Source organism: Legionella nautarum (genome assembly GCF_001467895.1).
GTDB lineage: Bacteria > Pseudomonadota > Gammaproteobacteria > Legionellales > Legionellaceae > Tatlockia > Tatlockia nautarum.
On record NZ_LNYO01000009.1, the window covers coordinates 1 to 13,783 of the forward strand.

A 13,783-nucleotide genomic window follows, 5' to 3' on the forward strand; every position below is an offset into this window, starting at 1 on the left:
CGCGAAACCGTTCGCCTAGCGTCAGAGGGGGCTTCTAAACCTTGGGCGATGCGGGCTGAGCTTAAGTCACCAGCCTATACCACACGATGGACTGATTTACCCATTGTGAAAAATAGGACCTAAGTTGAAGGATTTTGTTCAACGAACACTTAAAGTGATTCGTGGTCAAGTTTTAACCAATCTTTAACAAAGGTAGTGGTTTCTTCAATGACTGAAACGGTTTGCTCATAGAGTTTCTCAAAGAGGGCTTGTTGGCCTGATTTCCAATAACGCTCTAAATATTGGCAGGCATATTTCATGCGAGTCGTCCCCACATAAACCGCGCCACTTTTCATTTTGTGCGCTAATTTTTCAACTTGCTCGTAGTTTTTAGCCGCAAAAGCGTCCTTCATTCTAGGGAAATCTTGAGGAATGCTCACCTCGATTAAATCTTGCAAAAGCTCGATAAATACAGATTTATTGCCTAAATTTTTTAAGGTTTGCTCTACTTCTAAAAGAGGAAATTGATTTAAAGAAAAAAGCTCTTCTTCGGTATCCGGTAAGTCGAGTTTTGCTTCAGCTTTTTTTTCTCGTTCGTAGCTTTCAGGATTCCTGACGAAGTGATTTAAGATGTTTGACGCATGGGTTTTAGTAATAGGTTTTGATAACACAGCATCCATACCTGCTTCAATGCAGTGCTGCTTGTTTTCTTCAGCGGCATGAGCGGTTAAAGCAACGATAGGCGTATGTTCTTTGTCTTTTTCAAGGCTGCGGATTTGTTGAGTGACCTCATAACCATCAGCGCCTCCCCCTAAACCAATATCCATAAAAATAAGATCGTAACGATTGGATTTAATTTGTTTCAGTGCAACTTGTCCTGAGTCTGCCACATCAACTTGACAATTCATGGAGGAAAGTAGGGTTAAAGCAACTTTTTGGGCAATAGGATTGTCTTCAACGACTAATACTTTATTAGGTCTGTCTGTTGAAGGAGATGATGAAGCACGATTAGTAAGAGAGGGTAAAAGACGTTTTTCTTCAAGACTTGCTTCATCGTCTTGAACCCCTGAATTATCATTCAGTAATGGCGCTTTAAGGGGAATGATGCAAGTAAATTTTGTTCCTTCATCTTTTGTACTATTGACATAAATTTCAGCATTAAGCTCATCAATAAACTGTTTGACGATATAAAGGCCAAGACCTGCTCCTTTATAAAGACCTTGATAAGAAGGGGTTAGACGCTTAAATTGTAAGTAAATATCTTGTTGCTTATCTTTATCAATCCCAATTCCTGAGTCGGTGACCTCTAAGCGGATAATTAAACGCTGTTCTTCATTTTTAGCGAGCTCAGCGGTTAAAGTGACATGTCCTTCATGTGTGAAATTGAGTGCATTGCTGATGAGTTCAAGGATAATCCGGTGAAGCCTGATTTTATCGCCAATTACATATTGGGGTAGGTGATTGTCATAAATGAAATTTAATTGCAGGTTTTTTTCACTGGCCTTGGCTTTATGTAAGTTAACCACCTGATTAAGCATTAAATGAAGATCGAATTTTTTCTTCAATAGTGGAATTTCACCGGAGCTGACTCTAATTGCCTCCAAGACCTCATCCATTAAATCAAGCAGTGCATGACTGGAAGCAACTAAGTTTTCTGCGTATTCTTTAATCTGCGGATTCTGGGCTTCTGACTTTAAAATGTCAGCAAAACCGACGATGCCTGTAAGAGGCGTTCTAATATCATGACGCATATTTTCAAGAAATTCCGTTTTCGCACAACTAGCTGCTTCTGCCGCGCGCTGTGCATTGCGTAAACTTTCTTCCATATTTTTTAAATTGGTAATGTCCGTCGATATCCCTAAGAGCCCAATAATTTTCCCCCCAATATCGCGAAGCGGCGTTTTGCTGGTTAAAAAAATTCTATCGACCCCATTTACGGGGATAATATCTTCTACAATGCTATTGATGCCTTGATGCACAATGGAGATATCGACATCTTGTAAACTTTTAATTCGTTCATCAGTCCATCCAAAATCGTAATCCGTTTTGCCGACGATGTCTTTAGGGCTCGAAAGATGCAACAGCTCGGCAACATGTTGATTACAACCTTGATAAACATATTGATTGTCTTTCCAATAAACTAATTCGGGTAAATGTTGAATAATTTTAGATAAACAAATTTTGTTCTCGGAATTTTCGTTTTCCGCGAGTATTTCACTAAGATTTTCTTTGGTTGTAATAGGAAAGCCAAGGAGGATAGACCATGTTTCATTATCAACCGAGAAGGTTATCTTCTGCCATCTTTGAAACAAATTATTCATCAAAATGATTTGAGACTCAGATTGGTCATCATTAAAAGACAGAGGAAGATTTAATTGCTTAATGGAAGTTCCTAGCAAGGAATCGGTTTGACTGAGACCTAGTAATTCCTTGGTGTAGCTATTCATGTACTGAATGAGTAGCTTTTCATTAAACGCAATGACTGACACTTTTGCGAGTGTTTGCAAAACGCCAAAACTACTCAGTGCATTTTTTGAAAGTTTCACTCGCTATCCTATCTGTTTTTTGCAAATAATCCGTGATTGATTGCAAGATGTTTTTACAATGTTCATGGTTGAGCATGTTGTCATGGTCACTATTAATAGCATGGCATAAAATTTTACCTTTGTTATAGTAAGACCATCCATTGCTAGGGTGGTCAATCGCTTGATACGCAGGCAAAAGCTGTGAGGCTTTAAAAAGCAGTATCTCTTGATTTAAGACTTGAAATTGATGATTAAGCAAGATTTGCTCTCGCTGCCAGGCTAAATCGATTATTTTTTGTGGTAATTGACTGGTGTCTTTTAAGTATTTTTTAAAGGACTTTTCTTCTTGCAGCAGGGGTGAGTTAATCGCCCAACTATCTATCAAAGCTAGTAAGCTAATTGTTTCTCCTTTTTTAAGGAGTTTGTTAGCCACTTCAAAAAGTATAGCCCCGCCAAAGGAATAGCCGACTAGGTAATAGGGTCCTTTAGGCTGCTTTTTTTTAATGAGGTTGAAGTGATCCTCCACCAGATCGAGAAAATGAGGGAAGTCTGGCAATGGTGTTGTTATTCCTGGATCTTGAATGCCATAAATGGATAAAGGCAGTTTGCTTTGTAACACTAAATCATTAAAACAATGGATTAATCCGCTAATCGGGTGGCATAAGAAGAGATAGGGTGATTTTTCGGTTACCCTTTTTAGAAGGATGGGTTCGTGAGCGGGAAAGGGTTCTTTTTTGGTTTCTATGGTGGCTGCTAATTGCTTGATAGTTGGGTCTTGATACAATTGAGTAGCGGGTAAATTGCAGTTCAAGGTTTGATTGATTTTATCAATTAAATACACCGCTTTAAGCGAATGCCCTCCTAAGCTAAAAAAATTATCGTTTGTGCCGATGGTTTCAATGCCCAATGCGTTTTGCCATAAGAGGGCTAGCTCTGATTCAATTGCTGTTGCCGGAGGATGATAAGTGGTCGCTATTTTCATGCTTTGCCTATTGACTTTAATAGCAAATGAAGGGGCAGCGGGTAGGGTAGGCGGATTGACGGTTAAGTGTTGAATGTCTCGTTTAGAAATAGCCACCTGCTGGTCATTTCCTTTAAGGATGGATAAGAATAAGGCTTGTCCTTCCTCTGGTGATATATCATCCCCCTGGCCTATAAAATGGGCTTCTCCGTGAGAAGCTGCACGTGCTGCAATCCCTACATCGCGCCAGGTATTCCAGTTGATAGTGGCCATCCATGCACAATGAGGAAGTAGGAGCGTATCAGTCAATGCATCTAAGGTGGCATTGGCACTGGCGTAATTAAGCTGTCGATAGCCTCCCAGTAGGGCTGCAAGGGATGAGGTAAAGACAATAAAATCAAGGCATACCGATTGCAGAGCACGGAGTAAATGGTAGGTTCCCTCAATTTTGGGTTTAAAGACTGCCTGAGAAAATTCTTCTTTAGTCAATTCAGCTAACTCAGGTATTGAGACGCCTGCTGTGTGAATGACGCCGTCGATTGCGCCAAAATGCGCAAGACTGCGCTTAATACAATGTTGCACTTGCTTAAACTGAGAAATATCCACTTGTTCGACAACGACGGTTGCTCCTAATTGTTGAAATTGATGAAGGGCTTTAACCGTTTCATAGTCCTCATGATTTGGGTTTTGCAGGATGCTTTTCCAATCGTTTTGAGAGGCTAGTTTTCGTCGTGACATTAAAATCAGCGTAGGATGGGATACTTCCTTAAGTATGGCTTCGCAAAGACTTAATGCGATACCGCCAAGACCGCCTGTCACTACATAGATGCCCTTGTTTTTTAAACGCTGAGTAGGCTCTTTTTGAGGTAAGACAGGCGTGAACTGTAAATACCACCGATAACCATTTCGAAAAAACGCCAATAAGTTATTTTCATCCCAAGGTTCATTGAGGCAAGTATTAATAAGGGTTTTGAGCAGGTTGCTATTGGTTTGAGGTTTTTCAAGCGGATTTAAATCAAAAAGCTTTGCTTTAAATTGAGGTTGTTCTTGCATCATCACACGACAGGCACTATTTAAGGTCGCATTAATCGGGTGAATTTGTTCGGTACCGATTACACGTTTTGTTCCTGAAGTGATAACCCCTAATTGCAGGGGCATTTTATTTCCTAGTTCCGCGAGGAAGCCTTGAAATAAGTAGAGGACACTGTAAAAACTTCGTTTTAATTGTTGATCAAGGGATTTTTGCGAAGGAAAGTTGTTTGTTCGATTTGAATAAGAGTAAAGATGTAAAAAAATAGGGTTTTTAAGGTTTCCTTTTAGCTTTTTAAATAAATCCTGATAATCATTTCGAATTTGAGGATTAATATAAAAATGTCGTTCCTTGTCTTGCCTATTTTTTTTACCAAGGCGGACAACAATCGGTTCTGCCTTATTTTGTTCTAATAAGTTGATGAGGTGGTGGCTCAACGCAGAGTCATCACTAAAAATGACCCAGGTATGAGCACTAAGTGTTGCTGAAAGGAGAGGGATTGGTTTTAAGTAGGCAGGTTCCTGAAACCAGCTCGGTTTATACCTTTTTACTTGTTCTTCATTCACGTAAGCGGTCTTGAGATCAGGCTCAATCCAATAGTTTTGTCGTTGGAAGGGGTAGGTGGGTAGAGGTATTAATCGTGGGGTATGATGCTCATAGTAGGCTTGCCAATCAATAGAAAACCCGTGTTGCCATAGTAGGCCAAGAGCGGAAAGAAAAGTGGGGAGTGCTTCATTAGGGCCTTGTCTATCTGGCAAACTTGCGGTGCTAAGCACTGGTTTATGATGGTGATGAGCAATTGGTTTTAAGAAGCTATTTAAACTGTGTCCTGGTCCTATCTCAATAAATAAAGGATGACTATCTTGAAGCAACGTTTCAATGCCCTTAGAAAACTGGACGGTGTGTCGCAAATGCCTATACCAATAATCAGGATCTATTGCTTCATCTGCTGAAATCCAGGTCCCTGTGACGTTTGAGATCATCGGTATTTGAGGAGAGGAAAGGGCTAAATTCGCAAACAGCTGTTTAAAAGGTTGTTCAATCGCTTCCATGGATTGGCTATGAAAGGCATGGCTGACTTTAAGCGGATGAAAAACAATGCCTGCTTGAGTCAGTGATTGTTTCAGTTGCTCAATAGCTTTAGATTGACCAGACACGACGACCTGGTTGAGTGAATTATGTAAGGCAAGCTCCGTCTGATTTAAGTAAGGCAATATTTTTTCCAAACTGCTTTCGATAGCTAGCATTTCCCCGGGTGTAACAGAGGCCATTAAAAAGCCACGCTGGCAGACTAAAGCAATGGCGTCTTCAAATGAAAAGATGCCTGCTAAGGTAGCTGCGACATATTCGCCAATGCTATGGCCAATTAGGGCATGGGGGGTAAGATTTAAGTGTATAAATAACTGCGCTAAAGCATACTCAATAAGGAATAAGGCCGGTTGTGCATATTGCGTTTGATGTAGGCGTTCATCATCCGCATTGTTAATTAATTCAAGTAAATCCAGATCGAGATAAGATTTAGCAAGTCGCACACCTCGCTTCACCCAAGAAGAAAAGAAAGGGATTTTCATTAAGGCTGCTGCCATTTTGTGGTATTGCATGCCTTGACCTGGAAACATGAAAATGAGGCTTGGATGAATTTCTGGATCGAAGTAGTTAATGTTTGTGTTTAGCAAATTCGTTTTAAGTTGCTCTTTGTTTTTTGCGACACAGACGCCTCGCCAGCGAAAGCCTTCTCGGCCTGTCTGAAGGGTATAGGCAAGGTCAGCTAGATTGAAAGAAGAAGGTCGCTCATCGTTTGTTTCAATATACTGAATCAGTTGATTTTGAGCTTGATGGAGGGCTTCTTTAGTTTTTGCAGAGAGAATAATCAAATGATCGTTATCCTTTTTAGGCTTAGATGCTTTAGGCTTATGCTCTGCTAAAATAAGGTGTGCGTTGGTGCCTCCAACCCCAAAGGCGCTCACTCCTGCATAGCGATGCACTGGGCTTTCTGGCCAGTCTTTAAGCGCTGTATTGATGAAAAAAGGGCTGTTCTCAAAATGAATATGGGGATTTTGAGTTTCAAAATTGGGCATGGGTGGAATTTTTTGATGATATAAGCAAAGGGCTGTTTTAATAAAGCTTGCCATGCCTGCTGCAATATCGGTATGTCCTATATTGCCTTTAACAGAACCTAGGGCACAATATTGCTTTCTATCCGCTGATTCACCAAAAGAGGCAAAGAGTGCTTCCATCTCAATGGCATCACCGAGGGATGTTGCCGTACCATGAGCCTCGACATAGCCTATGTCTTTTGCATTGACTTTGGATTGCTCTAAGGCATTTCTAATGCAATCGATTTGTCCACTGACACTTGGTGCGCTATAGCCTAATTTATCGGCGCCATCATTATTAACCCCTGCACCTTTGATGATTGCATAAATGGTATTGTTATCTTTTTGTGCATCCTCAAGGCGCTTTAATACGACAACCCCCACGCCATTGGAAAATACGGTGCCGTTAGCGCGTGCTTCAAAGGGGCGGCAATGTCCATCTGAGGATTCAATGCTTCCTTGTTTAAAGAGATAGCCATCGTATTGAGGAACAACAATGGATACCGCACCTGCAATGGCTACGTCACTTGTTCCCATCATCAAGTCTTGGCAGGCTTGTGCCACTGTCACAAGACCGGTGGAGCACGCGGTGTTAATATTAAGGCTATTTCCTTTCAAATTTAAACGATAGGAGGTTTGAGTACTTAACATACCGATACTGGTGGCAATACGTTGCTGTAATCGGTCGGTTTCTTGTTGAATCCATCTATTCTTCAGTAAATTTTCATGTAAATAGGTGCTATCGGCCATGCCAGCAAACACACTAATTTTTAGATCAGGGACACTTGGGACTACTGCTGCTTGTTCAAGGGCTTCCCAGGCGCATTCTAGGAACAAGCGTTGCTGAGGATCGGTAATGCTTGCATCCACGGGATTAAAACCAAAAAAATGAGCATCGAAGGATTCGATATCGGAAAGGATCCCTCTGACGGGCACAAAGTCATTATTTTGTAGTTTAAATTTCCTATCACCTAATTGTTCTTCGGAAAAAGGCCCATAGCATACCTTGCCTTGGCAAAGATTTTCCCAAAACTCGTCAATTGAATTCGCTTCAGGAAAGCGGCAACTCATGCCAATAATAGCGATGTCTGCACAAGTTGTTGCGGATTTTTTTCGAAAATGAGGCTCTTCGTCGGTATCGCCTTCGATGAAACGACTTAAGCGATCGATTGTGGGATGGGCGAATAATTGGGAAATCTCTAAATCGGTGTGGAGTTCTTTATTAATAAGAGAACAGGCTTCAAGCATGAGGATTGAATTAGCACCGCATTCAAATAAGTTCCTATGAACATCAATATGGGGGATGTTAAGAAGATGTTCCCAGGTCTTTTTAATCGATTTTTCAATCCGACTCTCGGAGGAGGTATCGATATGATAAAAGAGTTCCGTGTGAGGTATTTGAATGAGCTTCGCCTTATCAACTTTTCCAATTAAGGTTAAAGGGAGCTCATCGACTACAAAGTAGCGATTAGGTAACATATAGTCAGGTAAATGAACTTTTAAAAAATCACGAATGGTCGTAGCACTTATCTTGGTTTTGGTGGAAGATAGGACAATATAAGCCGTCAGTAATTTATGGGATGCGCCACCTAAATCAACGGTCACAGTGGCAAGACTAATGGCTTCATGCCTCATCAGTTCATTTTCAATCTCATTAAGATGTATTCTAAATCCACCTATTTTGACCTGATCATCTAAACGTCCAAGACATAACAATTGGCCTGATGGCAATAATTTAACTCGGTCTCCAGTTTTATAAATACGACTGTAGGGCTCGCAGTCTTCAAACGGATTATCAGCGAAATAGGTCTTCTCATTAGTTTGCGTCGATAGGTAATTAATGGCTAAGTTAATGCCACTGATATAGAGCTCACCTTCAGAAGTTTGTTTGCCATTCTCATCCAGCACATAGGTTTTCACATTCCTAATAGGAGTTCCGATACTCATTAACACCTCATCCTCTAACTGACTTTGTTCAGTCATCCGATGTTTACAGGTAAAGGTTGTTGCCTCAGTTGGTCCATAACCGTTAATAAGCACTACGGGATTATGATGTTCTTTTCGATAATGGAGGTAGTTTTTTAATAGGTTTAAATTGACCTGTTCACCACCAAACACGATGACTTCAACGGAGTTCAGGGTTTTGGGGTAGGACTTGATGAGTTGATGGAAATAGCTGGTGGGTAAAAACAGGCAATGAATTTGATGTTTATGTAAATATTTTTTAAGTTGATTATGATCGGTTCTTACTGACAGTGGGATAATGGAAAGTAACCCACCATTTAATAAAGTGCCCCAGATTTCAAAGGTGCAGGCATCAAACGCTAAGTTGCTAAATTGGCCAACGACAATTCCTTCTTTAAAATCGGCATAATTGTCAGTTTTAGCAAGATTAACCACGGCGTTATGCGGAATTAGTATGCCTTTAGGTTTACCCGTTGAACCGGAGGTATACATCAGATAGATGGGATCGTTAGCATCAATGGACAGTGCTAAGTTTGCCGAAGGCGTACTAACGCTTTCTAAGTGAATATTTTTAATCAGTGTTTTACTTGAGGTGTTAACCAATAGATTTTTATAAGAATCATCCGTAATCACAAGCTTTGGGATAAAATCGCTAATGATGCTTTCTAAACGCGTTTGGGGGGCTTTGGTGTCTAAAGGTACATAGGTTGCTCCTACCTTGATGATGGCTAACAGGCACAAAATAAAATCAACACTAGGCTCTAATAAGATAGCAACACAATCATTTTTTTGAATATTTTTTTTAATTAACCAATGGGCAAATTGATTTGCTTTTTCATTGAGCTGCATATAAGAGTATTCATATTCTTCATCTTGTACTGCAGGCAATTCAGGGGTTTGCTTCACTTGAAGTTCAAAAAGCTCAATTACAGTTTGATTAAAGTCCACTCGTGTTTTTGTCATATTGTTTTAAAAGTCCTATGCGATGATTTGTGATTCGATCCTTATGCGCGTGATAATTCGATTTAAAGTGATTGGCTAAGGCCAGCTTATGATTTAATCTGGCTGGGTTCATCCGTTTCTAGAGCATTTTCCATGGTTAGTTGATTATAGGTTGCTTCAAATGATCTTATTTTAGCATGGTTGATTGATATTTATTAACCAAAGAAGGAATTGCATATGCTGTTCATTACAGCGAGGTGAGTTAAATTACCCTAAATAACTGTCAATAACAAAAAGTGAGCGAATAGAGAGGAAAATTAACGCATGAGTTGCTTTATAAGACGCTTTTTTCATTGTTTTATGAATTCCTTATTGTTGATGAATTGTGTATTTGCAAATCCTCCTGCTAATTTTACTCTTGCTAAGAAAAGAGCAGAAATTCTTTTTCAAAATCACCGGAGCACCTTATATTGCCAATGCGACTATAACGCAAAGAAGTAAATTGACTTAGCGAGCTGTCAAATGGAAGAGGCAGCTGCTCGTTCTAGGCGTTGCTTGCATCATTAAAAGCAAGGTCTCATTAAAAGATGAGATCATTGAGCTTCTTTCAAAAAGGCATGATAAAAAACTAAATAAATAATATTCGTTAGATAAGTTAACTGATTAAAAATAAATAATTATTAAAATCAATAGATTATAGATTATTTAATATTTTCTTAATCTCAATTCATTATCATAGCTTCGAGATAAGCTCCTTTACCCATTCAAAGGCATGAGTACCGATGAAAAAATTCATTTTTAAATCAGTTGAACCCAGTGAACCCAGGAAAAAAACAAAAGCAAGAAAACACCCTAGTCTAAGACAGTCTCTTATAGAACGATTTCCTAACGAGGAAGAAAGAAAGCAGTATACAACGGGTGAAAAGGGTGGAAGAGAGGCAGCTAAATTAGGCTCAAAAAAATCAGCTAATTTTGTAAAACAACCCTTAGCCTACCAGATGGGATATGATGAGAAGTTTGCTGAAGTTCAAGCTGAACTTAGTCCAGAGGACATTGCAGCTAACAGGGCTAAGGCTAAGCGACAACATCCCCAATGCTATAAAAATAAGCAAAGAGGAAAACGAAGAAAAAAAGAAGCATCGACTATCGTGGAATTTCCTATGGAGTCAAACCCTGAAAGTACTCATTCACCCAGTGAAATTGCCGCTTCTCAACGGTCTCCCTTAGCTGAACACGACGGAGATAATTTACAGGAATTGAATAATGGGTATATCGAACAATCCCCTGCGATACTTTTCGATAATAGGGATGGATTTTTCAATCTTGTAGTGAATGATGAAACAACTAGTGTAGTGAACAATCCAGAAGAGAAAGACGACCTATTAGAACTACTAGAAGATTTTAAAAGACCTCAGAATTCGTTTGTCACTGAACTAAATGGAGACAAGAATGGTGTAGAGACTGATTCAAGAGATAATCTTGTTAAGTTATTATACCTACCGAAGGATTTTCGTAGGACTGAGCCTTCGCTTGGTGCTGATGTACCAAACTTAACCCCTTTCGCTACGACAGAATCTTCTGCTAATTCACAAAGAAACTCATTAACACAGGGGTTGGATAAGCCAGCACATTTGTTTTTTTCTTCAATATCACAGGACTCAACCGAGGATGAAAAGCAAAATACAGACCGCTTGGAATTTACGAAGGGTAGATAAAGGTTTGATGGTTCGATTTGATTGGGGTTTCCTAAAACTAAGGAGTTAACCCTAACCACAGAGGGTTTTATATGATATTGAAAGGGCGAGTGCTAATGAGGTTATCCCATCAAGTGCAGTAATATTCGGTAAATAGGTAATCATGGTGCTTTCAAAGCTAAAGTGTTTTTCATTATACAGTTGGCTATCAAGTTCATAGGTTACGCCCTTCTCTTAAAATTTAACTATTTTTAGGCAATAAAAAGCCCTCAGGGTAAGCCTGAAACTTAACCTGTAAGTCAATTAGCAAAGTTTAGGGGGAATGAACGATGTATATAACTACCCCTAGGATTTTAAAGTCATCCACATTGGTTACATCTATCGGCTGAAAAAGTGGGTTTGCAGGGAGTAAGCGAATTTGATTGGTTTGAATCGATAAGGTTTTCACGGTGAGTTCGCTATTGACTACGGCAATCACCATTTGTCCATCCAATCCTTGTTGAGTACTTTCTACAATTAACAAATCACCCGATTTAATGCCTGCATTGACCATGGAGTCCCCACTGGCGCGCAAGGCAAAGGTTTTTTCAGGTTTTTTAACCAACATTTCTTGTAGATTAATGCTGTCATCAATCCTGTCATCAGCAGGGGAGGGGTAACCTGCTGCCACTTTGCTTGAGTAAAGAGGTATAGTATGATGGTAATCCGCTTGACGGACGGCCATGACTGTATCAATTTTGGAAAGAGGGACTCGAACTAATTTAGTTTCCTCTTGTTTCATACGGCCAGAACCTACCCGCCTTCCGCCATGATTATTGGCCATTATTACCTCTTCTTGAAAAGTGTTACTTTTTTCAAGATAAGCTTTTTATGAAGGCTAAAGAGCTTAAGCATAAAAAAAGAGTGTGCAAAAGACTGTTAATTTAAGACTGTTGTAGGCTAAGCCCTTATTATTTTTTGCTTTGAAACTGTCTTTTCTTTTATAAATTGCGATATCCTCCCCACAGAACCAATGTGTCACAGTTTATTGTCGAAGAGGTAGAATAAATCAATATGAGAAAAGTAAATTGCTTTGCTCAAGGTTTACTCCTGTGGATAGGGTTTTTAAATAGCCCATCAACCATTGCGCTTACTATCAATGATGTCACTCAATTAAATCCTATCGAAGTCAGGCAAGTTATTGTTCCTCAATCTAGCGAAGAAATTAGTCAACGGATTAAGAATCATAAGGGACCGATTTCAATTGGAGGAGGGAAATATAGCCAAGGAGGGCAGATAGCTACCGATAACACTCTCTTTCTTGATATGCGAGCAATGAATCATATTCTAAATGTTGATAAAGAAAACCATTTAATCACTGTGGAATCGGGTATCACATGGCGAAAAATTCAAGAGAAAATCGACTCTTACAATCTTTCTCTTAAGATCATGCAGTCCTTCTCCAATTTTACTGTGGGCGGTTCTCTCAGTGTTAATGCTCATGGACGATACGTTAATGAGGGGCCGATTATTCTATCCGTTCGGTCAATTAAACTAGTTCTTGCCGATGGAGAAATCGTTAGCGCGAGTAGAGATGAGAATCCAGAATTATTTTTCGCAGCCCTTGGTGGCTATGGTGGGATAGGAGTCATTGTAGAAGCTACCTTGGTACTTGATGATAATACTCCGGTAGAGAGAATAAGCCATCGAATGAAGCTAGCACACTATAAAAGATATTTTTTACAAACTATTCGGCATTCGCCTGACGCAGTGTTTCACAACGCAGATTTATACCCGCCCAATTATCAAGAATTAAATGCGATCACTTGGGTAAAAACAAATAAGCCTGTCACTGTATCCGCTCGACTTGCCCCTCAAGCGCGCCCAACCATTTACCAAGAGTTTCTATTGAGTTGGATCTCCGACACTAAATTAGGAAAATATTTTAGGCAACATTGGTATGATCGGTACAAAAATTTAGGGCCAATTATTGAATGGCGTAACAATGAAGCAAGTTATGATGTAAATAGTATTGAGCCCCTTTCACGTAAACATTCGACCTATGTACTTCAGGAGTATTTTATACCCGTTGAGCATTTTGATTCATTTGCCCAAAAAATGACAACCATCCTTCAACAGCATAAAGTGAAGGTTTTAAATATTTCAATCAGGCATGCTCTTCCTGATCCTGGCTCTTATCTTGCTTGGGCAAGATCTGAGGTTTTTTCTTTTGTTATCTATTATAAACAAGGGGTTAGCGAACAAGATAAACTAAGGGTTAGAACATGGACTTCTCAATTAATTGATGCCGCGATAGAGGAGGGGGGCACTTATTATTTGCCTTATCAAATAATTGCGACGAAGTATCAATTTTTTAAGGCTTATCCTAGAGCTCATGACTTCTTTAGTCTAAAAAATAAAATTGATCCAGACTACAAATTCAGAAATAAGCTGTTTGATCGTTACTATACAAAAATCCAAGATTCTCAACAGTGATGAGCATTCTCTACCGAGGTAACCCATTTGTCATCATGGTAATCCCCCCGAAAAATAACTGATGTCAAAAGTAGAATTTTCTCATACCCTATGCTGGAGGAGATTCTGCATGAAAC

6 protein-coding genes are annotated in these 13,783 nt (G+C 39.6%); 3 read left to right on the forward strand and 3 right to left on the reverse strand.

The genetic code is table 11. The features are described 5' to 3' along the window. On the forward strand, window positions 1–123 hold a 123-nt coding region (locus Lnau_RS16080), incomplete at its 5' end, for a DUF4113 domain-containing protein (RefSeq protein ID WP_157070616.1). Between the two features lie 26 nt (window positions 124–149). Here the strand turns inward: Lnau_RS16080 and Lnau_RS02950 are convergent. Next, on the reverse strand, window positions 150–2,525 hold the full coding sequence (locus Lnau_RS02950; protein ID WP_238585906.1) for a response regulator: 2,376 nt from the start codon (window positions 2,523–2,525) through the stop codon (window positions 150–152). Then, a complete protein-coding gene (locus tag Lnau_RS02955) occupies window positions 2,497–9,519 on the reverse strand; it encodes a type I polyketide synthase (RefSeq protein WP_058503667.1) in 7,023 nt (2,340 codons plus the stop codon). The genes Lnau_RS02950 and Lnau_RS02955 overlap by 29 nt, the downstream gene beginning before the upstream one ends. A gap of 761 nt (window positions 9,520–10,280) precedes the next feature. Here Lnau_RS02955 and Lnau_RS02960 point away from each other — a divergent pair. Continuing rightward, entirely contained in the window at window positions 10,281–11,213 is a 933-nt protein-coding gene (locus Lnau_RS02960; protein ID WP_058503668.1) for a hypothetical protein, read from the forward strand. 292 nt (window positions 11,214–11,505) lie between these two features. On the opposite strand, the gene Lnau_RS02965 is transcribed toward Lnau_RS02960, so the two are convergent. Next, complete coding sequence (locus Lnau_RS02965; RefSeq protein ID WP_058503669.1) at window positions 11,506–12,015, reverse strand: LexA family protein; 510 nt, start codon at window positions 12,013–12,015, stop codon at window positions 11,506–11,508. A 230-nt stretch (window positions 12,016–12,245) separates the two neighbouring features. On the opposite strand from Lnau_RS02965, the gene Lnau_RS02970 reads away from it, so the two are divergent. Further along, on the forward strand, window positions 12,246–13,667 hold the full coding sequence (locus tag Lnau_RS02970) for an FAD-binding oxidoreductase (RefSeq protein WP_058503670.1): 1,422 nt from the start codon (window positions 12,246–12,248) through the stop codon (window positions 13,665–13,667). The last annotated feature ends 116 nt before the right edge of the window (window positions 13,668–13,783 follow it).